The following is a 22,832-nucleotide window of genomic DNA, read 5'->3' on the forward strand; positions in this document are numbered from 1 at the left end:
TCTTGTCGTCGTCCGGGTTGTGGAGGATGTGGGTGTCAGGGTCGTAGCGGTCTTTCAGGTCGTCCTTGAGCATCTTGTCCCACAGGGGCACGCCCACGAAGTAGCCGGCGCGGCCGATGGCGTGGGCGGCCACCGGGGCGGTGAGCAGGATGAACAGGATGATGGCCAGGGTGCGAGCGGTGACGCCGGCATCCAGGAAGTGGGTGGCCACGGCCAGCATCACCAGCCCGGCGCCCAGGGTGCCGGCCTTGGTGGTGGCGTGCAGGCGCATCAGCAAGTCGGGCATGCGCAGCACGCCGATGCCGGCCAGAAACATGAAGAAGGTGCCGGCGACCATCATCACCGATACCAGCAGGTCATTGATCACCTCGGTGGCCTCCTTTTTCCAGGTAACGGGCAAAGCCCACGGCGGTGAGGAAGGCGGTGAGCGCCAGCACCATGGCCACATCCAGGAAGGCGGGCCGGTCGTTGTTGAGGGCATAGATGCCAATAAAGGCCACGGTGAGCGAGGCCATCAGCTCCAGGGCCACGACCCGGTCGGGCAGGGTGGGGCCGCGCACCAGCCGCACCAGGGCTCCCAGCAGCGCCAGGCTGAGCAGCAGATAGCTGAGAAATATTGCGCTTTGCAGCATGCCTGTCTCCGTTGTTAATCGCCTGTGTTTCTATCGTAGGAGCTATGCTTGCATGGCGAACGCCCTGCCATCGGCAAGTCAATTCGCCATGCAAGCATGGCTCCTACGGGGGCGGTGTTGCCTGCCGCCCGTCCTATTCCAGTACCGCCAACACCCGGTCTTCCAGTTTGTGGATCTGTTCGCGCAGGTCGTCTTCATTGTCCAGGTACATGACGTGCAGGTAGAGCACGCTGCGGTCGCTGGACACGTCCAGGCTCAGGGTGCCCGGGGTCAGGGAAATCATGTTGGCCAGGATGGTGATGGCACCATCGGTCTTGGCCCGCAGGGGCACCGCCACCACCGCCGGGCGCATGTAGTGGGTGGGGGTGAGCACGTCGTAGGCCACCCGCAGGTTGGAGACCAGCAGGTCGCGCAGAAAGTGGGTCAGCAACATCAGGACCCGGGGCATTTTCTCGCGGTAGCGGGCGAAGTCGGGCACATCGCGCAGGGCGAAGCCGAGAATCAGGTAGCCCAGACCAAACCCTACCAGCAGGTTGGCGCCGCTGAAGTTGCCGGTGATGGCGGCCCAGACCAGGGCCAGAATCAGGTTCCAGCTCAACGGGCTCATGGTGCGCCTCCCAGCACGGCGGTGATGTAGCGGGTCGGGTCCAGTAGCTGTTCGGCGGTGGCCATGGCCAGTACCAGTACGGGCTGTGCCGCCACCCCGATGGCCACGGTGATCAGTGCCAGGCCGGCCACGGTGGCATAGAGCAGGGTGTTGCTGCCGCTGGCAGGGGCGGCGGCCGGTTCCGGGGCCGCCTTCCAGAATACCTCGGCCCAGATCTTGGTCATGGAGTAGAGCGTCAGCAGACCCACCACCAGGGCGGCGGCGACCAGGGCCCAGGCGCCGGCTTCAACGCCTCCGCGAATGACGATGAACTTGCCGAAGAAGCCGGACAGCGGCGGCATCCCTGCCAGGGACAGGGCCGGGATCAGGAACAGCAGCGCCAGCCAGGGTTTGTCCCGGTACAGGCCGCCCAGCTGCTTGAGCTCGTAGCTGCCGCGCAGGCGGTAGACCAGGCCGCTGACAAAGAACAGGTTCGCCTTCACGATGATGTGGTGAATGATGTAGAAGATGCCGCCGGCCAGGGCCAGCACGCTCACCGAGGCCAGCGCCAGGCCCATCATCATGTAGCCGATCTGGCTGACGATATGGAACGACAGGATACGACGGAATTCGAACTGGGCGGCGGCGCCCAGTACCCCGGTGACCATGGTCAGCCCGGCGCCCCACAGCAGCACCTGATGGATCAGCGGGTCATCCATGCCGAAGATCAGGGTGAAGACCCGGAACAGGGCATACACGCCCACCTTGGTCAGCAAGCCGGCGAACAAGGCGGACACCGCCACTTGGGGGGTGTGGTAGGAGGCGGGCAGCCAGAAGAAGAAGGGGAACGCCGCGGCCTTGATGCCGAAGGCCACCATGAACAGCATGGCGATCACCGTGGTCATGCCGGTATCCACTTCGCCCAGCTTCACGGCAATGTCGGCCATGTTGAGCGTGCCCACCAAACCATAGAGCAGCCCTATGGCGGACAGGAACAGGGCGGAGGACACCAGATTGAGGGTCACGTACTTGACGGCCCCTTCCATCTGCGCGCGCTCGCCGCCCAGGATGAGCAGGGAGAAGGACGCCACCAGCATCACCTCGAACCACACGTACAGGTTGAAGATGTCGCCGGTGAGGAAGGCGCCGTTGACCCCGGCCAGCAGCAGGTGCATCAGCGGGAAATAACCGGCCTTGCGATGGGCGATGCTGATGGTGCCCAGGGAGTAAAACGCGGTGGCGGCACCGGTGACGGCACTGAGCAACACCATGATGGCGGCCAGCAGGTCACTGACCAGCACGATGCCGAAGGGGGCGGGCCAGCTGCCCAGCTCGGACACGATATGGCCCTGCTCCCAGGTGGCCAGTAACAGCGCCACGGCACTGATCACCAGGGCGATGCTGCCGGTGACCGCCAGGGCGCCCTGCACGCGCTGGGAGTGGCGCCCCAGCAGGGACAGGGCCCCGGCTGCCAGGGGAATCAGAATGGGCAGGATAACCAGGAGATTCATGTGTCGGTATCCCGCATCTGGTTCATGTCGTCCGCTTCCACCACCTCATAGGCCCGGCGGATCAGCACCACCGCGAAGGCCAGCACCCCGAAGCCGATGACGATGGCGGTGAGAATCAGTGCCTGGGCCAGCGGATCGGCGACCAGGCCGGCGGGTACCTGGGCGTCATCCGGCACCAGCGGCGGGGCATCCCGGTGCAGGCCGGCGGCGGTAAAGATCAGCAGGTTGGCGGCGTTGGACAGCAGCACCAGGCCGATCACCAGTTTGACGATGGAGCGGCGCAGCATCATGTAAATGGCGGCGGCGTAGAGCACGCCCACCACCAGGGCCATCAGGCTGGTCATGTGTCCTGCTCCGCCAGGTTGATGATGATGGTGCTGGCGGTGCCCAGCACCACCAGAAACACCCCCAGATCGAACAGCAAGGGCGAACCCAGCTTCAGTTCACCGAACACCGGCAGGCTGACGGTGAGCCAGTGGGCAGTGAGAAACGGCTGGCCGCTGAACAGGCCGATGACCCCGGCGGCCAGCGCCAGGATCAACCCCCAGGCGATCAGGTCGCGGGGATCGACCCGCAGGACCCGGCGGGCGCCGGCTTCGCTCATGGCAAACAGGTGCACGGCGATGGCCGCAGAGGCCACCAGTCCGGCGATAAAGCCCCCGCCCGGGGCGTTGTGGCCGCGCAGCAACAGGAACAGGGCAAACAGCAGCAGCAGCGGCAGCAGAAAGAACCCGGTGGTGCGCAGGATCAGCGACTGGGTGCGCAGGGCGTTGCGGTCCGGTGGTGGGATGCGGCGTCTAGACTGCATAGGACCCCCAGAAGACAAGCTTCAAGCTGCAAGCTGCAACACGGGGAAGGACCCCATGTTCTGCAAGGCTTTCCCCGCGATTAACGGTAAGGCGCGGGCACAAACGATCAAAACCTGAAAGCACATAGCGCGTTGCAGCTTGTCGCTTGTAGCTTGCCGCTTCTCTGTTAGTCATGGGTCTTCTCCGGTTCCGTGGTGTCACCCTTGCTGCGCAGTTTGAGCATGGCGTAGACCCCGGTGGCGGCCAGCGCCAGCACGAAGATTTCGCCCAGGGTATCCAGGGCGCGGAAGTCCACCAGAATCACATTGACGATATTGCGCCCGTAACCGGCGGGCACGCTCTCGTTGATAAAGTAGTGGGCAATGCTGCCGTGGTAGCGGCTGCCCAGTACGCTGAGCAACAGCGCGGTGACCATGCCGCCCACGGTGAGGCCCACCAGGGCATCGGCCAGCCGGGTGCGGGTACGGGTCAGGCGCAGGAAACCGGGCAACCGGAACAGCACCAGCACCAGCATGATCACCGTGAGGGTTTCCACCAGCACTTGGGTGATGCTCAGATCCGGGGCGCTGAACAGCACATAGAGCAGGGCGATGGAAAAGCCCACCGCGCCCAGGCTGGCCACAGCGCCCAGACGGGATTGCAGGGTGACCGCCGCCAGGGTGGCGCTGACCAGCACGGCGGCGATCACGCCCTCGTGGAGCTGGATGTCGGAGAAATCCAGGTGCAGCTTGAGGGCATCCGGGTTCAGCCACAGGGCGGCGGCCACCATGGCCACCAGCGTCAGCAAGGTGCTGATCAGGTAATAGCGCAGGTAACCGCTTTGCAGCAGCCGGGTCTGGCCACTGGACAGGGCCACCAGGCCATCCATCAGACGGTGATAGGCCTGCTCCGGGCCGAAGCGGGACAGGGTGTCCGCCCAGCGGGTGTAGTGGCGGAAGCCCTGCCAGTAGCGGAACAGCACCAGGCCAACCAGCACCGCGCCGATGCTGATCAGCAGGGCGGTGTTGATGCCGTGCCAGAGGGCCAGCGGTTGCGTCACGGCTTCTCCCAGGGTGGCGCTGGCGGCGGCGCTGAGCAGGCTGCGATCAATCAACCCGGGAATCAGGCCCAGCAGCAGGCCCAGGCTGGCCAGCAGGACCGGGCCCAGCAGCATGGCCGGGGGCGCTTCGCTGGGGGTATGGGTGAGGGGAGCGGGTTTGCCGAACCAGGGGCGTATGGCAATCACCGCGGCCACGGCCACCCCCAGGGCGGCGGCGATCACGATCGCGGCAATGAACAGCGGGGCCAGGGCATGGCCGTGACGCAAACCGGCTTCCAGCAGCTGTTCCTTGGCGATAAAGCCGAACAGGGGCATGACCCCGGCCAGGGACAGGGCGGCCAGGCCGGCGCTGGCACTGGTCACGGGCAGATAGCGGGCCCAGCCGCCGGTATCGAGGAAATCCTTGCGGCCGGTCTGGTGGTCAATGATGCCGGCCACCATGAACAGGGCGCCCTTGTACAGGGAGTGGGCCAGCAGGTAGCTCATGGCCGCCAGCAGGGCAGTGCGAGTCCCCAGGCCGATCAGCAGGGTCAGGGTGCCCAGGGCCATGACGGTGGAATAGGCCAGCATGCGTTTGATGCCGGTGGCGCGCAGGGCCAGGAAGATGCCCAGCACCATGGTGATGGCGCCGGCGCTGCCCAGCAGCAGAAGCCACAACTCGGTGCCGCCCATGGCCGGGTGCAGCCTTGCCAGCAGGTAGATGCCCGCCTTCACCATGGTGGCCGAGTGCAGGTAGGCGCTCACCGGGGTGGGCGCGGCCATGGCGTTGGGGAGCCAGAAATGGAACGGGAACTGGGCGCTCTTGGTGAAGGCGCCAAGCACGATCAGCACCAGTGTCAGTTCGTAAAGCGGATGGGCAACGATGGTGTCGCCCCGGGTGATCAGCTCCGACAGCTCATAGCTGCCGCCGATGTGGCCCAGCAGGATAAAGCCGGTCATCAACGCCAGCCCGCCGCCCACGGTGACGATCAGCCCCTGCACGGCCTTGGCCCGGGCGTTGGCGTCTTCGTGGTTGAAGCCGATCAGCAGGTAGGAGGTGATGCTGGTGAGTTCCCAGAACACGAACAACACGATCAGGTTGTCGCTGAGTACCACGCCCAGCATGGCGGCCATGAAACACAGCAGCAGCACATAGAGCCGGGGCAGATCCCGGTGGCCTTCCAGGTAGCGGCCGGCGTAGATAAAGATCAGCGCGCCGATGGCGCAGATCATCAGGGCAAACAGCAGTGACAGGCCATCCAGCATGAAGCTCAATGGCATGGCCAGATCGGGAACCCAGGCAAACTGCGACATCACGGTGTCGCCCTGGGTGACGGTGTGCCAGTGGCTGAAAAAATACAGGGTCAGCCCGGCGGGAAGCAAGGCGAGAAGCCAGCCACTGTAACGGGGAAAAAGCCGATGCAGGGCGGGGGCCAAGGGTGCGAGCAAGAATCCAGACAAGATGCCTGTCAGCATGGCGCTCCGTCGTAATCAGTGGCCCGCTTTCGCGGAATATGGGATCACCGTAAAACGATGATTAGCATGCAATTATCCTACGCAACATGTGAAATTCCGGGCAAGGTAAAGTTCCGTTTGACGGCGAAAAAAAGCGTTTATTGCTGCTTATTTAAGAGAGTTGATCGGGGTCAAAAAATGCATATTTAGACCATGTCGTCGATCTGCCTGTAACCAGAAGACAACAAAAGGGCGAGCTTGCCGGTGTCCTGTTGCCCGGTTCGCTTGCTGTCACAGCCGCCGCCGTCGGGGGGATTCTTGCAAGGGCAAGGGGGCATGGCATACTTGCCGAGTTTTGCTGCCGGTTTGGTAGCACAAGGATTGTTATTCAAGAGAGCACATGATGTTGCCTGCAATTGTTCTGCTTCCCCTACTGGCGGCGTTTCTGCCCATGTTTACCCGCCGCCTGGGGCGGCGCTGGTGCGCCCTGCTGGTGGCGCTGCCGGTGGTGGCTGCCCTGGGGCTGCTGGCCCAGGCGTCGCTGCCGATCTGGGAAGGGGGGATGCAACAGTGGTCCATGGCCTGGTTGCCCTCGCTGGGACTGAATCTGGCGCTGAGGCTCGATGGTCTGGCGCTGTTGTTCTGTATCCTGATTCTGGGTATCGGGTTGCTGGTGGTGGTGTATGCGCACTATTACCTGCCGGCCAAGGATGACGGCGGCCGTTTCTATACCCTGTTGCTGCTGTTCATGTTCAGCATGCTGGGGGTGGTGACCAGCGACAATCTGCTGTTTCTGGTGTTCTTCTGGGAATTGACCAGCCTCAGTTCCTTCCTGCTGATCAGCTACAAACAATACGACAGCGCTGCCCGCAAGGGGGCTCGCATGGCGCTGACGGTCACCGGCATGGGCGGTCTGGCGTTGCTGGCCGGGGTGTTGTTGATTGGCCATGTGGTGGGCAGTTTCTCGCTGAGCACGGTGCTGGAGAACGGCGCCCTGGTGCAACAGCATGCCCTCTACCCGGTGATTCTCTGTCTGGTATTGCTGGGGGCCTTTACCAAGAGTGCCCAGTTCCCGTTCCATTTCTGGCTGCCCCACGCCATGGCGGCCCCTACCCCGGTGAGTGCGTATCTGCATTCGGCCACCATGGTCAAGGCAGGCATCTTTCTGCTGGCGCGGTTCTACCCGGTACTGGCAGGCACCGACCTGTGGTTCTACCTGGTTACCGCTGCCGGCATGGCCACGTTGTTGTGGGGGGCAGTCTGGGCCCTGTTCCAGCACGATCTGAAAGGGCTGCTGGCGTTTTCCACCATCAGTCACCTGGGTCTGATTACCTTGCTGTTCGGGCTCAATTCGCCGCTGGCGGCGGTGGCCGGGGTGTTTCATATCATCAACCACGCCACCTTCAAGGCGGGCCTGTTCATGGCGGCGGGGATCATTGATCAGCAGACCGGTACCCGCGACATGCGCCGCATCAACGGGCTGTGGAAGTACATGCCCTATACCGCCGTGCTTGCCATGGTGGCGTCGGCGGCCATGGCCGGGGTGCCGTTACTGAACGGGTTCCTGTCCAAGGAAATGTTCTTTACCGAGACCCTGCAGTCCGATCAGTTGGGGGCCCTGAGCTGGTTGTTGCCGCTGGGCGCCACCCTGGGCGGGGTGTTCTCGGTGGCCTATTCGGCGCGCTTTATTCATGACGTGTTCTTCAATGGCGAGCCGGTGAATCTGCCCAAGTTCCCGCCCCGGGAACCGCCCCGCTACATGAAGATTCCGGTGGAAATCCTGGTGGCCCTGTGTGTGGCGGTGGGGGTGTTCCCGGCAATCACCGTGGCCGGGCTGCTGGCGGTGGCGGCCACGGCCACCCTGGGTGGCACCCTGCCGGAGTATCACCTGGCGGTGTGGCACGGGCTCAATATTCCCTTGTTGATGAGTGTCATCGCCATGGTCGGCGGTATTGCCGTGTACGCCTGCCGGCGGCGGTTGTTTGCCTGGTATGCGGGCCTGCCGGAAATCGATGCCAAGCAGGTCTTTGAAGGGGCCATTCAGCGTCTGGTGAGAGGGGCCGCGGCGGTTACCCGGCACTTCCAGAACGGCTCGTTGCAGGGCTATGTGGCCTGGGTGCTGGCGATGGTGGCGGCGGTGCTGGTGTGGCAGCTGCCTGAGCTCGACCGCGTTACCGGGGAGCGCGCCATGCTGCCCGTGGATGGGGTGTCGGTGCTTTGTGCTCTGATGTTGATCGCCGCTGCCTTGCTGACCACGGTGCTGCATCGTCAGCGGATGATGGCGATTATCAGCCTGAGTGTGGTGGGCCTGATTGTGTCGCTGATCTTTGTGCGCTTCTCGGCGCCGGATCTGGCGCTTACCCAGCTGTCCGTGGAAGTGGTCAGCGTGTTGCTGATGATGCTGGCCATGTATTTCCTGCCGGCGCGGGCCAAGGCGGATTCCAACTCCCTGCGGGTGGGCCGTGATGTGGTGCTGGCGGGGCTGATCGGCACCGGGGTGGCCGTGGCCGCCTTGCTGGTGATGACCACGGACACCGCCACCATCAGCCCCTTCTTCCTGGAAAACAGTGTGCCCGGCGGCGGCGGTACCAATGTGGTCAATGTGATCCTGGTGGATTTCCGCGGCTTCGATACCTTCGGCGAAATTACCGTGCTGGGGATTGCCGCCCTGGGGATCTATGCCCTGCTCAGTGATCTGAAGCTGGCCTCCGCCAAGTACGATCCCTTCGGCCGGCCCTGGGCCCATGATGCCCATCCGCTGGTGCTGGTCACCCTGTCGCGGCCACTGTTGCCGCTGGCGTTGATGATCGCGGTGTATATCTTCCTGCGCGGGCACAATCTGCCCGGCGGCGGTTTTGTGGCGGGGCTGATCACCTCGGTGGCGCTGCTGTTGCAGTATGTGGCGTCCGGGGTGACCTGGGTGCACAAGCGCATCCCGGGGGATTATCACCCGCTGGTCGCCCTGGGCGTGTTGCTGGCGGGGCTCACCGGTGTGGCCAGCTGGGCCTTCGATTCGCCGTTCCTGACCAGCACCTTTACCCATGTGCACTGGCCCCTGGTCGGCGATTTCGAATTGGCCAGTGCCATGTTGTTCGATACCGGCGTGTTCCTCACCGTGGTGGGCGCCACCCTGCTGATACTGGCCAACCTGGGCAAGCTGTCGCTGCTTGATGACAAGAAGGAGACCACCTGATGGAGTTGTTAGTGGCGCTGATTATCGGCGTGCTGGTGGCCACCGGCGTATACCTGTGCCTGCGTGCGCGCACCTTTTCGGTAGTGCTGGGACTGACACTGCTGGGTTACGGGGTGAATCTGTTCCTGTTTGCCATGGGCGGGCTGAAGATCAACCAGGTGGCGGTGGTCGGCGCCAGTGCCGACCCCACCGACCCGTTGACCCAGGCGTTGGTGCTGACCGCCATTGTGATCGGGTTTGCCATGACCGCCTTCCTGGTGGTGCTGGCCCTGCGCAGCCAGGGCGAGCAACACAGTGACCATGTGGATGGTCAGGACGGGGAGCAACGTTCATGACCCACTGGATTATTGCGCCTATCCTCATTCCGGCATTGGCAGGGCTGCTGCTGTTGCTGGAAGTTCGCGAACGGCAACGACTGCGGCGGTTTACCGGCCTGTTGTCCTGTGTCGCCCTGGTGCCGGTGGCGCTGGTGCTGTGGCAACAGGCCGCCCAGGGTGACGTGGGGGTGTATCAGCTGGGCAACTGGCAGGCGCCGTTCGGTATCGTGCTGGTGCTGGACAAGCTCAGCGCCCTGATGCTGCTGCTGACGGCGCTGCTGGCCCTGCCGGCGTTGCTGTATGGCTGTGCCGGCGATGACCGCCGGGGGGCCAATTTCCATGCCCTGTTCCAGTTTCAGTTGATGGGCATCAACGGGGCCTTTCTGACCGGTGACCTGTTCAACCTGTTTGTGTTTTTCGAGGTATTGCTGATCGCCTCCTACGGTCTGGCGCTGCATGGCCGCGGCCCGGAGCGGGTCAAGGCCGGTCTGCATTACGTGGTACTGAACCTGGCGGGCTCGGCCCTGTTCCTGATTGCCCTGGGCCTGATCTACGGCACCACGGGGACGCTCAACATGGCCGACTTTGCGGTCAAGGCGCAGGCGCTTCAGGGCAGCGAGCAGATACTGGTCACCGTGGCGGTGCTGTTGCTGTGGGTGGTGTTCGGTCTGAAGGCGGCCCTGTTCCCGCTGTACTTCTGGCTGCCGGCCACCTACGCCAATGCCACCGCGCCGGTGGCGGCGCTGTTTGCCATCATGACCAAGGTGGGTATCTACGCCATCCTGCGGATGCAGGCGCTGGCCTTCAGTGACGGGCCACTGGCCGGGCTGGGTGCGGACCTGCTCTGGTGGCTGGCGCTGGTGACCCTGGCCCTGGCGGCTATCGGGGCTCTGTCGGCGTCACGATTGGGTGGGCTGGTGGCCTATCTGGTGGTCATGTCGGTGGGGACCCTGGTGGCGGCGCTGAGCGTTGGCGAGCCACAGACGGTTGGTCCTGCGCTTTATTATCTGATCCATTCCACCCTGATCTGTGCGGCCCTGTTCCTGCTCTGTGATCTGTTGCGCCGCTCCCGTGGCGATGGTGAAGACCGGCTGGAGTCTGGCCCGCCGCTGGCGCACGGTAAGTGGCTGGGGGCGGCCTTCTTTGCCGCAGCTGTGGCGGTGGTGGGGTTGCCGCCCCTGTCCGGTTTTATCGGCAAACTGGCGCTGTTGCAGGCGGTACCCAGTGCGCCTTACTGGACGCTCCTGCTGCTGGCGGGTCTGGCGGGTCTGGTGGGCATGAGCCGGGCCGGTTCCACCCTGTTCTGGCGGGTGCACGGTGAAGTTGTCGACAGGAAGCTGGGCAAGCGACGGGTTATTCCCATGCTGGCCCTGTTGCTGGCCAGCCCGGCCCTGGCGTTGGCGGCTGAGCCCCTGTTGCAGTTGTGTGCCGGCGTGGCGGGCCAGCTGGCAGATCCGACGATTTACATCCGGGCGGTGCTGGGAGGTGCTTCATGAAACGCTTGCTTCCCTATCCCAGTCTGACGCTGGTGTTGTGGCTTACCTGGCTGCTGCTCAATGGCTTCAGTGTGGGCCATGCCCTGTTGGGGCTGATTCTGGCGGTGGTGTTGCCCCTGGGCACCCGACCCTTCTGGCCACAGGTGCCGCTGGTGCGGGATCGTATGGGGCTGCTGCGTTTCGTGCTGCGGGTGGCCAAGGATATTCTGATAGCGAATATGGCGGTAGCGGTGAAAGTGTTGGGGCCGGTGAAGGATCTGCAGCCCGGTTTTGTGGAGGTGCCGCTGGATCTGCGTGACCGTTTTGCCATTACCGTGCTGACCAGTACCGTGTCGCTGACCCCGGGCACCGTGTCCGCCGATGTGAGCGAGGACCGTACCCGGCTGTTGGTGCACGCCCTGCACGTGGAAGATCCGGCGGCGCTGGTGGCGGAGATCAAGCAGCGCTATGAAGGGCCGATCAAGGAGATTTTCGAATGCTAGAGAGTGCTATCTCGTTGACCTTTGGCCTGCTCACGGTGGCGTGGGTGCTGAACCTGTATCGGCTGGTGATCGGTCCTTCCCTGCCGGACCGGGTGCTGGCGCTGGACACCATGTACATCAACAGCATTGCCCTGATTGTGGTCTACGGCATCCAGGTGGACAGCAAGCTGTATTTCGAGGCGGCCATGCTGATTGCCCTGATCGGCTTTGTCAGCACCGTGGCGGTGGCCAAGTACATTACCCGCGGTGACATCATTGAATAATGCCTGGCACCCGGTGTCAGGCAAGTTGGAGCTTTTATGGACGTCTTGATTGAATGGCTGGTGGCCATATTTGTGGTGGTGGGCGGCATCTTTGCGCTGATCGGGTCCATCGGCCTGGCGCGCTTGCCGGACTTCTATACCCGTTTGCATGGCCCCACCAAGGCCACCACCCTGGGAGTGGGCGGCACCATCATTGCGTCCCTGCTGTTCTTTTCCTGGCAGGAACGGGGGCTGCAGCTCCATGAGGTGCTGATCACCCTGTTTCTGTTCATCACCGCGCCGGTGTCTGCCCATATGCTGGCCAAGGCCGCCATGCACCGGGATCTGAAGCGGATGAAGGGCACCCAGGGAGAGCCCTGGAAGCAGTAAAAGCGGCAAGCTCCAAGCAACAAGCTGCAACGCGGAAAACTGGTAGGACGATGCGGCAAAGCCATGCCCGCGATTTAACGTCGGGTTTGTATGCGGGAATCGCGGAGGAGAGGGGGTCGGTTGGCTGCAGCCTTAATCGTGTTGCAGCTTGAAGCTTGCGGCTTGTAGCTTATTCGATCGTAAAAAATGTAAAAGGTGAAACCGGCAGGAACTTTCGAAAAAACGGTGTGGTCCTAAAGAATAGCTACGGATTGGCACCCCCCGATCCCCCAGTACCCTCGTCGATCCGTAGCGTATTTGGACTCCCCAATCTCCCCCCAGAGGTTGGGGCGGCAAGCCTCCCTGGCAGCGCAGTCGTTCCCTTCCCCCAAGATTGCTGCCAGGGATTTTTTTTGCCTGTCGTTTGTGCTGACAGGCAATGGCAAACTGCAACCTCTTCGGGTTTTCGCGCAGTTCGCGAACTTCTGTCCAAGAACTAAGCAATCCCTGTGCCAGAGATCTCCGCGTGACTAATACTTCTTGCTGATCAGTGGGATAGGGGACAGTTGGGTCCGCTTTTCCATTGCGGCAGAAGCGGGACGGGGGCAGGCGTGTGCCATACAGTGCCAGTTTTGTGACGCAGATCGACAGTCGGGCAAAAAAACAGGGCAAGGGGCTGGAACTTTTCAGCGAACACGGCAGTCTCTATTAATGCGACGGGCCGGAACCCCCGATCCCCCAGTACCCTCACCGGCCCGTCGTGTTTTGTCCCGGCCTTTCCCCCCAAAGAGGCCGGGGCGGCAAGCCTCCCCGGCAGCAAGTCGTTCCCTTCCCCCAAGAATTGCTGCCGGGGATTTTTTTGTCTGGAAGTTTTTCCCGGAAGGAAGTGGCGAGGTACGAGTACCGAGTTGCGAAAACCTTTCAGAATCCCCAATGCCTGGTGATCACCGCTTGCCGGCAAGCCATGGGCATTGTCCAGAGGCCCCGAACGTCAGTAAGTCCGGCTGCCACAGAGGCCGGTTTCGAAACTCGTCACTCGTTCTGGTCAGGCGCTGCGATCTCCAACCATTCCCCCAGTTTGTCCCAGGCCGCTTCGCAGCCGGTACCGTTGGTGGCAGAAAATAATTGCAAGGACAGCGGTGCAGGATGGTTCTTGAGCTGGCTCTGTACCTTCAGCAGGGTGGATTTGGCGGCGCCGAACTTGAGTTTGTCGGCCTTGGTCATGAGGATATGAATCGGCATGTTGGCCTGGGCGGACCATTCCAGCATCAGCAGATCGAAATCCTTGAGGGGATGGCGAATATCCATCATCAATACCAGCCCCACCAGCACCTGGCGCTCGGCCAGGTAGTGATCCAGGTGTTCCTGCCACTCGTTGCGCTTGCTCTTGGCCACCTTGGCGTAGCCGTAGCCGGGCAGGTCCACCAGACGCCGTTCCTCGTCCAGGGCAAAAAAGTTGATCAGCTGGGTGCGGCCGGGGGTCTTGGAGGTCCGGGCAAGGGTTCTCTGCCCGGTCAGGCGGTTGATGGCGCTGGATTTACCGGCGTTGGAGCGGCCGGCGAAGGCCACTTCCCGGCCCTCGTCAGGCGGGCACTGGTCCAGGCGCTGGGCGCTTTGCAGGAAACTGGCCTGGTGGAGCAGGACTTCAGCGGGATGTTGTGGCATAACCTTACCCTTCACATGGAATATGACGGCGCGTGCCAGACTGGTATATAATCCCGGCCGCCTGACTCTCCTGGCGATAGCCAGGGCGGTCGACGTTCTACAAGGGTTTGACGGGAAAGGCAAATCCACACTTCGCCAGCGGTTGACGCCAGCATAGCAGAGGTAGGATATGAAGGGTTTGGTAGCAGGTATTGCATTGATCATGATGGCAGGAGCGGCCAGCGCCGCCACCGTGGAAGAGCGCTACAGCAGTAGCTGCACCTTCTGCCATTCCTCAGGGGCTGCGGGTGCACCCAAGTCTCACGATGAGGCCGCCTGGAAGCCGCTGTTGGCGAAAGGCATGGATACCCTGGTGAAGCATGTGAAGGAAGGGTATAACGCCATGCCGCCAAAAGGCATGTGTAACGACTGTAGCGACGACGAATACCGTGCTCTGATTGAGTACATGTCCAAAAGCAAATAAGACGCTGTAGGAAAGGATAGGCCATGAAGTTTTTCAAACTGTTCGTGCTGATGGCGGCTGCCGCAGTAGCCAACCCGACCCTGGCAGCAGGCGATGCTGAAGCTGGCGAAGCAAAAGCCGCTCCCTGCGCCGCTTGTCATGGCCCTGGTGGGGCCAAGCCGATTGCGGGTAATTACCCGAAGCTGGCAGGCCAGGGGGAAGCATACCTGGTCAAGCAGCTCCAGGATTACAAGTCCGGTAAACGGGAAAACGCCATCATGGCCGGTCAGGTAGCGAACCTGAGCGAGCAGGATATGGCGGATCTGGGTGCATACTATGCCTCCCAGGAGCCCTCTATCGGCCAGGCCGACCCGGATTGGGTTGAGCAGGGTGCCAAACTGTATCGGGGTGGTGACATGGCCAATGGTCTGCCTGCCTGTTCCGGCTGCCACGGCCCTGCCGGGCAAGGTGTTGAGGGTGCCAAGTATCCGCTTCTGGCCGGTCAGAACGCCCAGTATGTGGAAGAGCAGTTGAAAGCTTTCCGTGCCGCTGGCCGTAATGACCTTGGCGATAATGTGGTCAAGCGTACCAATGATACGGATGGCGACGCTCCCGGCATGATGCAGACCGTTGCTGCCAAGATGAGCGACACCCAGATCAAGGCGGTGGCCAGTTATATTTCTGGTTTGTCCAAATAGGTCTGATTGGTTACGGTTTGTAGAAAAGGCAGCCTGCGGGCTGCCTTTTTCGTTGTTATCATGAAAAGATAATTGCTCCCCGATGAGGCGGATGTGTTTTTCCCGGCAGCGGGAGAAAATAATGATTCCGGCGGTCCTACCGTGCGGAGACCAACAATAAGGAGATGAACTGATGCTTCGCTTTGTGACAGCTTTGCTGATGAGTCTGGGCCTGGCGACCACTGCGTTTGCCGCCGAAGAACATGCCCGTTTTGCGGTGGACACCCATTACAAGATTCTGGATGTGCCCGGCAATGTGAGTGACCCGAGCAAGGTGGAAGTGCGGGAGTTCTTCTCTTATGCCTGCCCCCACTGTTACTCCCTGGAGCCTGCAGTGGACAAGTGGCTCGAATCCAAACCGGAATTTATCGACTATGTGCGCACGCCGGTGCTGTTCCTGCGTAACGCCGAGCCGCTGGCCCGGGCCTATTATGTGGAAGAAACCCTGAATCTGGTGGATGAAATCCACGCGCCATTGTTTGACGCCATCCACAAGCATCGTGAACCGCTCTTCAATGAGCCGGCATTGGCCAATTTCTTCCGCAAGTACGGTGTTGAGCCGGAGAAGTTCAACCGTCTTTACAGCTCCTTCGGTGTGTCCACCAAGGTGCGTCAGGCGGAGGCGCTGACCAAGGAATACAAGATTCCTGGAGTGCCCAACTTTGTGGTTAATGGCAAGTACCTGGTGTTGCGCGAGAACCTGAAGACCACCGACGAGTTGTTTGAGGTCATCGAGTATCTGGCCAACAAGGAAAAGGCCGGTAGTTAATTAGGCACTCTCTATGCTCCTGGATCGTGCCCGTACGGCTTATCGTGACTGGAAAACCCGCCCTGCGGGTTTTTCTTTCGCTCGGGAAGGGGTGCGGCGCACCCGTCAGACCCGGGAGATCCTTCTCCCTGACACCAGCATCAAGCTGCTCAGCTTCAATATTCAGGCCGGCATTGGCAGCCAGAAGTTCGGCGATTACATCACCGGTAGCTGGAAGCATCTGGTGGCGCATCCGCGTAGCGTGGAAACCATCGAGCAGATTGCCGAAGTGCTCAGCCATTTTGATGTGGTGGGCCTGCAGGAGGTGGATGGCGGCAGCCTGCGCTCACGGAACATGAATCAGCTGGTGCATCTGGCGTCGCTGGGTGATTTTGCCTTCTGGCACCAGCAACTCAACCGTAATCTGGGCCGTCTCGGCCAGTTCAGCAACGGCTTCCTCAGCCGCCATCAGCCCTTTGAAGTGAAGGATCATCGGCTCCCCGGTCTGCCGGGGCGTGGTGCCATCATCATCAAGTATGGACATCCCATTCAGCCTCTTGTGGTCGTCGTGGCCCACCTCGCCCTGGGCGAAAAGGTGCGCAATACCCAGCTGGCTTACCTGGCCCGGCTGCTTGAAGGTTACAAGTATGTGGTCATGATGGGGGACTTCAATTGCCGTCTGGAGCACCTGGAGGCGTCGCCACTGGCAAGCCTGGGGCTGCGGACAGTGGAAGCCGACAATCTCAACACCTACCCGAGCTGGGCCCCGGACCGGCATATCGATCATATTCTGCTGTCTCCGGCCCTGCAGAGTCGTCACACCCGGGTACTGGAAGATTGCCTGCTGTCGGACCACCTGCCCCTGGCCACGGAAATTCTGGTACCGGACGAGGTGATTGCGGCCACGCGGGAACATCGGCTGCCGCTGATTCGTTGATAACGGTGCGTCGGGTCGACCATTGAAAGGGGCCCGATTTTATTCATCGACAACCATTGATGGCTCTTCCGATGCTGGTCTTCGTGTATGGCACACTCAAGCGCGGTGGCAGAAATCAGGGGTTCCTGCGCCGGGCCCGTTTCGTGGCGAGCTGGCAAACGGCGCCTGCCTACCAGTTATTTGATCTGGGCACTTACCCGGGAGCGTGGCGTCCCGGGACCACGGCACTGCAGGGTGAATTGTATGAGGTGGATGCGCTTACTCTGGCAGCGCTGGACCGGCTTGAAGAGGTGCCTCGGGTGTACCGCCGTGAATCGATTCAGACCGACTTCGGCCCCGCCATTCTCTACCTGTTGCAACGGATGCCCCGATCCGCGCGACGCTGTGCTAGCGGTCGCTGGCCATAACCGGCCGGACATGCCATGAGAATACCCGCCATCGCCATGCTGCTGACCCTGGTGTCGCCGATCCTGGCTGACTGTCCGCGGGTGCCTGGCGAGGAAGATGACAGGCGGGCAAATGCAGGCTGCCTGATTCTGCAAGACGGCCAGGCATTGCTGGTGAGCCACCGCTGGGGTGGCAAGCTGGGGGTTCCGGGCGGCACCCGGGAGGAGAATGAGCTGGCCCAATGTACGGCATACCGTGAAACCCTGGAGGAGACCGGGCTGTCGGTCACGGTGGGGCGGCGGCTGGAGGTGATGAAAAACGGTTTCCATCTCTACCGCTGTTACCCGCAGCAACCGTTGTCGGCGTCGCCACTGGCAGTGCCCGCCCGGGCGCTTGCGGAAGTGAAGGGGTTGAGCTGGCACTCACCGGGTTCCCTGGACAGGGAGAACTGGCGTTTTTCCTATCAGTTCGACCTGTTCCTGGACGTGCTGAACCGCGCTCTACAGCAAGAGAATGCAGAACCGGAATAACGGATCACCCGGCAAGCCGGGGTTTCGCGTCAGGCCCGTTGCGTGATGGTCTGGGGTATCGAGCCAGCCAGTGCTTCCACAAACTCCTGCCAGCATTCTATGACCGGGTAGCGGCCCTGGTTTTCCAGCACGTGAAACTGTGCGCCAGGAATGGCTTCGGCCATGGCGCGGGCGGATTCCACCTGGACGCTGCGATCCAGCGCGCCATGCCAGACCTGGGTGGGGATGGTGATGTCCGTCAGCTCAAACTTCCAGGGGCGCAACACCCGCAAATAATCGTCAATGATTACCCTGGCGCCCTGGAACCAGCGTTGGCGTAACTGTGGCAGGGTGATTGCCTGTACGGCCGGGTCGTTAATCAGGCTGGCGTCTTTGGGGTCGAGGAAGCGGGAGAAGAAGGAAAAGAACTTTTCCGGGGAGCGGTTGACCCCGCGCAGCGCCATTTTCCCCAGAGAGATGAAGATTCTGGGATCGCGATCCACCATTTTCAGTAGCCGGTCATGCATGGGGTCCAGTTGACCTGAATGCATGTATTGCCAGGGTACGAGGCTGCCAATCACGCCAACCTGCTGGAACAGGGACGGGTATCTGGCGGCGGCAGCCAGAGCGTAGGGGCCGCCGAAACAATACCCGGCGAGGATGGGCTGCTGCAGGTTCAGGCGCTCGCAGAAATAGCGCAGATCATCGGCAAAATCCACAAAGCTGCCGTTCGGGCAGGGACTGGAAATACCGAACCCGGGACGCACCACAACCAGCACTCTCAGGCCCTGTGACACATACCAGTCGTGATGGGGCTCATGGCAGGGCATATTGCCGGCCTGGTTTTCCATGACCAGCAACGGCTTGCCTTCCGGGCAGCCATATTCAAACCAGCTCAGCACCCGGTGATCCGGTAGCACCATAAAGCGCTCTTCATGACCATCGTGGGTGGCGAGGGTGGGGGTTGCCAGCAGGGCATGGCTCATGGCGCGGCTGACCAGGGCGACCTGACTGCTGATACCGGTTTTGCCCATGATCGATTTGAGCTGGGTGCGGGCCGTATGCACGCTGACAGAGAGCAGTTCGGCACTCTGACTAAGGTTGCCCACCTTGCAAAGCAGGTGCAACAGACGCGCCTCCGCCGGGGAAATGCCGAACAGATCCGCCAGAGATTTAACCGAGGGTGCGGCAACGCTTCGGTCGGCAAACACCCAGACCACGGTGGTAACCCGCGATACCTCATCCGGCGCATCGGAGCGAAACACGGGCATACACAGCAGGACCATTTTTTCCTGTTCGGAATGCAGTAACTGGCTGTCGCGACCATGTTGCAGGCGCACTACCTGCTGAAGCTGCTGTTTGAGTTTGGCATCGCTGAGCATCAGTGCGCCGCCATCGGCCATGCGTAACGGGCCCGATGCCAGGATGCGGTCAGCGGCGGAATTGTGCTTCACCACATGCAGTTGGTCGTCCACCATCAACATGGGCCAGGGCAGACGGTTGGTCATGTCATTGAGCAGGTGGTTCTGGTCTTCCTGGGAATGCATGTGATTGCTGCTGCGCACAGCGCGATCCAGATGGGCAAGCAATGCTTCCATGGTGGCCAGGTCCTGCTTTTCCTGCTGGCACCAGTCCACCATGGGTTCCAGCAATTCGCCCCAGTCACCGGGTGACAAAGCGGTTTCGTAGATGCGCCCAATAAGCGCATCCCATTGTTTTTGTTGGATATCCATCTGGATTCCCCATTGATCCCTGCTTTTTACCTTAGCAAATTTTCCCCTGTGGGCTGTAGCGATGGCGTTAATGTGGGCAGGCAGAGGGTAAAGAGCGAATAGAAAAGCGTAACGGAAGGGGGCAGTGAGGGAATGCGGGGTGCCCCGGCAAGGGCTCTTGCCGGGGCACTACCAAGGGGGATTACTGCGCGGAAGCCAGGGACTGCATCAAGCCGGGATAGATGGCATCAGCAGCCTTGATGGCGTCCTGGAAGTTGCTGTTGGTCCCGTGGACCGCCTTCAGATAACGGGCCATGTCCTCCAGGCTGCGGAAGGACTGGTCCGAGGTCTGGCGAATGTAGTCCATGCCGCCGGACGCACTGATGGCCGCAGAGTGGCCCACTTTCTTGCCCACCTTGGAACCCAGAAAGCCGCCGACGAAAGGCACGTTATCCAGCGCTTTCGAGGCCGCATAGGCGCCAGCGGCGGAGCCCACCGCGCTGCCCATTTTGGCATTGATCGCCTTGTCGACCCATTCGGCCAGGACCCCGTCGCTGGTCCAGGGGTTCATGTACTCGCCGCTGTTGTCGGGAATCAACAGGGCCGCCAGAGTCTCCTCCCGGGACGGAGTCGGCGTGACAGCCACAGCGGAAGCCGGGGTTGCCTGGGGTGATGTCTGGCTGGTGCTGCGGATCATGGCCGCGATCAGGTCGCTGGACAGTCCCATTTTTCGCAAGCGGCGCACCTCTTCCTCAGCGAATACCTTGTAGGGGCCCTGGGTCTCCACGGACGCAGCGAGAATTGTCTGGTTTTTGCTGCGTTTGATGGCGTCCACCAGATCAATCACGCGACGGTCTTCCGGTCCCACGAACCACAAGGCGTCTTCTTCGGGAAGCAGCGATATATAACCGGGAAACAGGGCGACATTTTCCCGGTGCCAGCCCAGGGTGTTGCGCCGGGGAGTATGGGCGGCCAGGTTGGCGAGAATGTCACCGGCAAAGAGGCTGTCGGGATTGTCGATCAGCCATTGGCGTTGCTCCAGCATGCTCTTGCCTGCCACTTGCTGGTCATACTGCTGCTTCTCTGCCGTCATCCACTGGTCCAGCGCTTGCCGGTGCCTGGCCATCATGGCCTGAGTCATGTCCTGAGACGCAACGGCAGGGTCGCTTTTGCCGATAAACAGCGGTGTGGGGAAATAGACCGACAGGTAACGTCTCATTTCACCCTTTTCCCGGGACGTGAACAGGGTCTTCTCTCCGGACTTCACCGTCATGTGACTCTCGAACTGAAGGTCATCAGTGGCTGGCACCAGAGTCAGGGTGACGATGTAGAGGAAAAAGGAGCCCCAGTGCATTTGCGAGCCGTCATTGTCCACGCTCACCGCAAGGGTGGGTGAGGGCGCCGACACGGGTTGCGAGGAAAGATCCTTGAGATTGTCCGCCACCGCTTTTTCCAGCGCAGGCTTCATTTTCTGCCATTCCGGCGTGTTGGGCTGATGGGCCTCGCGACTGGCTACGGGTGAGTCGATGCGAAGCGCAACGGGGGCCGTGTTGACGGTCTCTTGAGGGTTTGCCTCCGTCGCTGCCGGAACATAACGATAGGTCGTACAGCCACTGATCAGAAGCAGGCAGGTTATGACCTGAGCGAAGCGGTAAAGGGGTCGAATTGACATGGAAGGCTCCCGATCAACGTGCCGAATTGGCGACGGCGGTTTGCAGGCCCGGGTAGATCTTGTCGGCGGCCTTGATCACATCCACAAAGTTGCTCTTGTCCCGGTGGGTGGTGGCCAGCCAGCGGGCCATGTCATTCATGGAGTTGAAGGAAATATCCGAGCTGCTGCGAATGAAGTCCCAGCCACCGGAGGCTTCCAGCGCCGTGTTGCCGCCCACAGCCTTGCCGGCCTTGGAGCCCAGAAAGCCGCCCAGCATGCCGCCGAAGGGGACGTTTTCCAGTACCTTGTTGGCCGCGTAGGCACCGGCAACGCCACCCACGGCGGACCCGGTTGCCTTGCCCATGGACACGTTGATGGTCTTGTTGACCCACTCGGCTGTCACGCCATCGCTGGTGTAGGGCGACAGGAACTGGCCACTATTGTCCTTGATAGCAAGGGCGTCGATCTGCTGCTGTTGGATGGCGGCCTGTTGCTCGGCAGTCTGCTCACGACGCTCAAGGACCACGTCACGGGTGCCGGCAGTGCCCGGAGACATGATGCTCAGGCGGGCAAAGGTGCCGGGCTCGCCACGCATTTGCGCAACCAGTTGCTGCAGGGTCTGGCCGGCGGTGGGGGTCAGTTCCCCGTCCTTGCCTTCGCCAATGGCAACGATCAGGTCGCCGCTTTGTAGTTGACCGCTTTCCTCCGCTGCACTCAACGGCACCAGGCTTTCCACTTTCAGGAAATGTTTATCTTCGGTCTGGTTGATGCGGATACCGAGCAAGCCCTTACCGAGGGGTTCTCCGGTGGGCGACTGGCCGTCAGACGCCAGAGAGGAGGAATCCAGCAGAGCCCAAACCTGTTCAGCGTTGTTGCTGTAATCGACACAACGCCAAGCGCCTTCGGAGTGCTGCGCTTGCACCTGGAAACTGCCAGGCGCAACAAGGGTGGAATGGTAGACCATCTTGCCGGATACCACTTCGGCCTGTACGCAGGCGGTTTGGCCGGTCTGGCTGGCCTGCAGTACCTGTGCGTGATAGGCGCCGGTGTCAGTTGAGGTGGTCACACTGCCGTTAACGGTGGTCACGGCGGGGCTGCTTGTACTGCCTTGTTGATAACTGGAGGCGCAGGCGCCCAGTAGTGCAGAACCGAGCACGACCGCCCCCAAGCGGATGCTGGCAGAAATGCGTTCCATGATGATGATCTCCTGTAATCGCCTGTCCGGGCGGGCGGTCGTTCCCGTGGCGCCCGCGGACAGAAAACGGGTTAGCGGTAAAGAACGTTGTCCTGAGTGGCCTTGCTCATTTCAAAGCCGTCGCCCCACACCAGGGTGCCCAGCTCCATGTCCACCATTTCGAAGGAAATGTAGTGGTAGCGCTGACGCATCTGGCTCTGACGATCAATGGCGTCCTGCGAGGTGATGGTGGCGAACATCTGGTAGTCGACCCCGGCGGTGGCCTGGGTCTTGCGGATGGTGCCGCCATCCACCAGGCCTTCGCGTTTGATCTCACGCTCTTTCTGGATCGCCGCCAGGTTCTGGCGATTGACGAACACCATGCGGCCGTTGGCAGCCCGGGTGAGTTCGATCTGCAGGCGCTTGGCCAGCATGTTCAGGTTGATCACCGAGGTGCTCTCGTTCTTGAAGCCGTCCATGTCGATCAGTACCCGTGGCGGGGTGGTGCGGTTGGAAACCATGGGGTTGGCCAGCAGGCTGCGCATCATCTGGTCGGTCATGGCCACCACGTCCTGGGACTCGATGCCGACCCCCTGGACGCGTCCGGCGCTGCCCACGTCCTGATAGACGGAGGGTTGTCCGGCGGCGTTATCGACCCGGGTTGGCGCGCAGGCGCTGAGCAGCACGGCGGCGCTGAGGATGGCAATGGGTTTGAAAGCGTTCATGGTGTTCCCCTCGTGGAATACGTGAATAGGTTGGG

The 22,832-nt window shown here is 61.6% G+C and carries 24 protein-coding genes; 12 read left to right on the forward strand and 12 right to left on the reverse strand.

Features of this window, described 5'->3' with window-relative positions; translation table 11 throughout:
• The 7 genes from mnhG to A3714_RS08605 all read right to left on the reverse strand — a co-directional run.
• Nucleotides 1-340: monovalent cation/H(+) antiporter subunit G (mnhG, locus tag A3714_RS08575; protein ID WP_231867839.1), on the reverse strand; the 340-nt coding region annotated here is incomplete at its 3' end.
• Between the two features lie 16 nt (nucleotides 341-356).
• On the reverse strand, nucleotides 357-632 hold the full coding sequence (locus A3714_RS08580) for a cation:proton antiporter (protein WP_062815253.1): 276 nt from the start codon (nucleotides 630-632) through the stop codon (nucleotides 357-359).
• Nucleotides 633-765: 133 nt separating this feature from the next.
• Entirely contained in the window at nucleotides 766-1,239 is a 474-nt protein-coding gene (locus A3714_RS08585; protein WP_062815254.1) for a Na+/H+ antiporter subunit E, read from the reverse strand.
• Complete coding sequence (locus A3714_RS08590) at nucleotides 1,236-2,729, reverse strand: Na+/H+ antiporter subunit D (protein ID WP_062815255.1); 1,494 nt, start codon at nucleotides 2,727-2,729, stop codon at nucleotides 1,236-1,238. Before A3714_RS08590 ends, A3714_RS08585 begins: the two co-directional genes overlap by 4 nt.
• The gene (locus A3714_RS08595) at nucleotides 2,726-3,073 is read right to left on the reverse strand and encodes a Na+/H+ antiporter subunit C (RefSeq protein ID WP_062815256.1); all 348 of its coding nucleotides are present in this window, start codon (nucleotides 3,071-3,073) and stop codon (nucleotides 2,726-2,728) included. Before A3714_RS08595 ends, A3714_RS08590 begins: the two co-directional genes overlap by 4 nt.
• Nucleotides 3,070-3,537 (reverse strand): Na+/H+ antiporter subunit B, encoded by a 468-nt coding sequence (locus A3714_RS08600; RefSeq protein ID WP_062815257.1) that lies wholly within the window; start codon nucleotides 3,535-3,537, stop codon nucleotides 3,070-3,072. Before A3714_RS08600 ends, A3714_RS08595 begins: the two co-directional genes overlap by 4 nt.
• A 167-nt stretch (nucleotides 3,538-3,704) precedes the next feature.
• Nucleotides 3,705-6,032 carry a putative monovalent cation/H+ antiporter subunit A gene (locus A3714_RS08605; RefSeq protein ID WP_063525698.1) on the reverse strand — a complete coding sequence of 776 codons (2,328 nt, stop codon included), beginning with the start codon at nucleotides 6,030-6,032 and terminating at the stop codon, nucleotides 3,705-3,707.
• 379 nt (nucleotides 6,033-6,411) lie between these two features.
• Here A3714_RS08605 and A3714_RS08610 point away from each other — a divergent pair, with 379 nt between their 5' ends.
• Genes A3714_RS08610 through A3714_RS08635 form a run of 6 tightly spaced genes read left to right on the forward strand, consistent with a single transcriptional unit; the run spans nucleotide 6,412 to nucleotide 12,131 of the window.
• On the forward strand, nucleotides 6,412-9,204 hold the full coding sequence (locus A3714_RS08610; protein ID WP_063508993.1) for a monovalent cation/H+ antiporter subunit A: 2,793 nt from the start codon (nucleotides 6,412-6,414) through the stop codon (nucleotides 9,202-9,204).
• Nucleotides 9,204-9,539: a Na+/H+ antiporter subunit C gene (locus tag A3714_RS08615; RefSeq protein ID WP_062815260.1), complete on the forward strand. Its 336-nt coding sequence runs from the start codon at nucleotides 9,204-9,206 to the stop codon at nucleotides 9,537-9,539. Before A3714_RS08610 ends, A3714_RS08615 begins: the two co-directional genes overlap by 1 nt.
• Nucleotides 9,536-11,017, forward strand: a complete 1,482-nt coding sequence (locus tag A3714_RS08620; RefSeq protein ID WP_063508992.1) for a monovalent cation/H+ antiporter subunit D — start codon at nucleotides 9,536-9,538, stop codon at nucleotides 11,015-11,017. Before A3714_RS08615 ends, A3714_RS08620 begins: the two co-directional genes overlap by 4 nt.
• The gene (locus tag A3714_RS08625) at nucleotides 11,014-11,499 is read left to right on the forward strand and encodes a Na+/H+ antiporter subunit E (RefSeq protein WP_062815262.1); all 486 of its coding nucleotides are present in this window, start codon (nucleotides 11,014-11,016) and stop codon (nucleotides 11,497-11,499) included. The genes A3714_RS08620 and A3714_RS08625 overlap by 4 nt, the downstream gene beginning before the upstream one ends.
• On the forward strand, nucleotides 11,493-11,762 hold the full coding sequence (locus A3714_RS08630; protein WP_035245990.1) for a K+/H+ antiporter subunit F: 270 nt from the start codon (nucleotides 11,493-11,495) through the stop codon (nucleotides 11,760-11,762). The genes A3714_RS08625 and A3714_RS08630 overlap by 7 nt, the downstream gene beginning before the upstream one ends.
• A 36-nt stretch (nucleotides 11,763-11,798) precedes the next feature.
• Nucleotides 11,799-12,131 carry a Na+/H+ antiporter subunit G gene (locus tag A3714_RS08635; RefSeq protein ID WP_062815263.1) on the forward strand — a complete coding sequence of 111 codons (333 nt, stop codon included), beginning with the start codon at nucleotides 11,799-11,801 and terminating at the stop codon, nucleotides 12,129-12,131.
• Nucleotides 12,132-13,142: 1,011 nt separating this feature from the next.
• Here A3714_RS08635 and yihA read toward each other — a convergent pair.
• The gene (gene yihA, locus A3714_RS08640) at nucleotides 13,143-13,775 is read right to left on the reverse strand and encodes a ribosome biogenesis GTP-binding protein YihA/YsxC (RefSeq protein WP_063508991.1); all 633 of its coding nucleotides are present in this window, start codon (nucleotides 13,773-13,775) and stop codon (nucleotides 13,143-13,145) included.
• A 169-nt stretch (nucleotides 13,776-13,944) separates the two neighbouring features.
• Here yihA and A3714_RS08645 point away from each other — a divergent pair, with 169 nt between their 5' ends.
• From A3714_RS08645 to A3714_RS08670, 6 genes are all read left to right on the forward strand, one after another.
• The gene (locus tag A3714_RS08645) at nucleotides 13,945-14,238 is read left to right on the forward strand and encodes a cytochrome c5 family protein (protein WP_062815265.1); all 294 of its coding nucleotides are present in this window, start codon (nucleotides 13,945-13,947) and stop codon (nucleotides 14,236-14,238) included.
• A 23-nt stretch (nucleotides 14,239-14,261) separates the two neighbouring features.
• A complete protein-coding gene (locus A3714_RS08650) occupies nucleotides 14,262-14,915 on the forward strand; it encodes a cytochrome c (protein WP_063510023.1) in 654 nt (217 codons plus the stop codon).
• A 172-nt stretch (nucleotides 14,916-15,087) separates the two neighbouring features.
• Nucleotides 15,088-15,723: a thiol:disulfide interchange protein DsbA/DsbL gene (locus A3714_RS08655; protein ID WP_063510022.1), complete on the forward strand. Its 636-nt coding sequence runs from the start codon at nucleotides 15,088-15,090 to the stop codon at nucleotides 15,721-15,723.
• 13 nt (nucleotides 15,724-15,736) lie between these two features.
• Nucleotides 15,737-16,639, forward strand: coding sequence for an endonuclease/exonuclease/phosphatase family protein (locus A3714_RS08660; RefSeq protein ID WP_062815268.1), 903 nt, complete (start codon nucleotides 15,737-15,739; stop codon nucleotides 16,637-16,639).
• A gap of 71 nt (nucleotides 16,640-16,710) precedes the next feature.
• Complete coding sequence (locus A3714_RS08665; RefSeq protein ID WP_062815269.1) at nucleotides 16,711-17,046, forward strand: gamma-glutamylcyclotransferase; 336 nt, start codon at nucleotides 16,711-16,713, stop codon at nucleotides 17,044-17,046.
• A 15-nt stretch (nucleotides 17,047-17,061) separates the two neighbouring features.
• Nucleotides 17,062-17,556, forward strand: coding sequence for an NUDIX hydrolase (locus tag A3714_RS08670; RefSeq protein WP_082844817.1), 495 nt, complete (start codon nucleotides 17,062-17,064; stop codon nucleotides 17,554-17,556).
• Between the two features lie 29 nt (nucleotides 17,557-17,585).
• Here A3714_RS08670 and A3714_RS08675 read toward each other — a convergent pair whose 3' ends face one another.
• From A3714_RS08675 to A3714_RS08690, 4 genes are all read right to left on the reverse strand, one after another.
• Nucleotides 17,586-19,268, reverse strand: a complete 1,683-nt coding sequence (locus A3714_RS08675) for an alpha/beta hydrolase (RefSeq protein WP_062815271.1) — start codon at nucleotides 19,266-19,268, stop codon at nucleotides 17,586-17,588.
• A 181-nt stretch (nucleotides 19,269-19,449) separates the two neighbouring features.
• Nucleotides 19,450-20,919 (reverse strand): hypothetical protein, encoded by a 1,470-nt coding sequence (locus A3714_RS08680; protein ID WP_156493072.1) that lies wholly within the window; start codon nucleotides 20,917-20,919, stop codon nucleotides 19,450-19,452.
• Between the two features lie 13 nt (nucleotides 20,920-20,932).
• The gene (locus A3714_RS08685) at nucleotides 20,933-22,093 is read right to left on the reverse strand and encodes a PDZ domain-containing protein (RefSeq protein ID WP_063510018.1); all 1,161 of its coding nucleotides are present in this window, start codon (nucleotides 22,091-22,093) and stop codon (nucleotides 20,933-20,935) included.
• 71 nt (nucleotides 22,094-22,164) lie between these two features.
• On the reverse strand, nucleotides 22,165-22,797 hold the full coding sequence (locus tag A3714_RS08690) for a CsgG/HfaB family protein (protein WP_063510025.1): 633 nt from the start codon (nucleotides 22,795-22,797) through the stop codon (nucleotides 22,165-22,167).
• Between the last annotated feature and the right edge of the window lie 35 nt (nucleotides 22,798-22,832).

Source organism: Alcanivorax sp. HI0007, assembly GCF_001635525.1.
In the GTDB taxonomy this organism is placed as follows: Bacteria; Pseudomonadota; Gammaproteobacteria; order Pseudomonadales; family Alcanivoracaceae; genus Alcanivorax.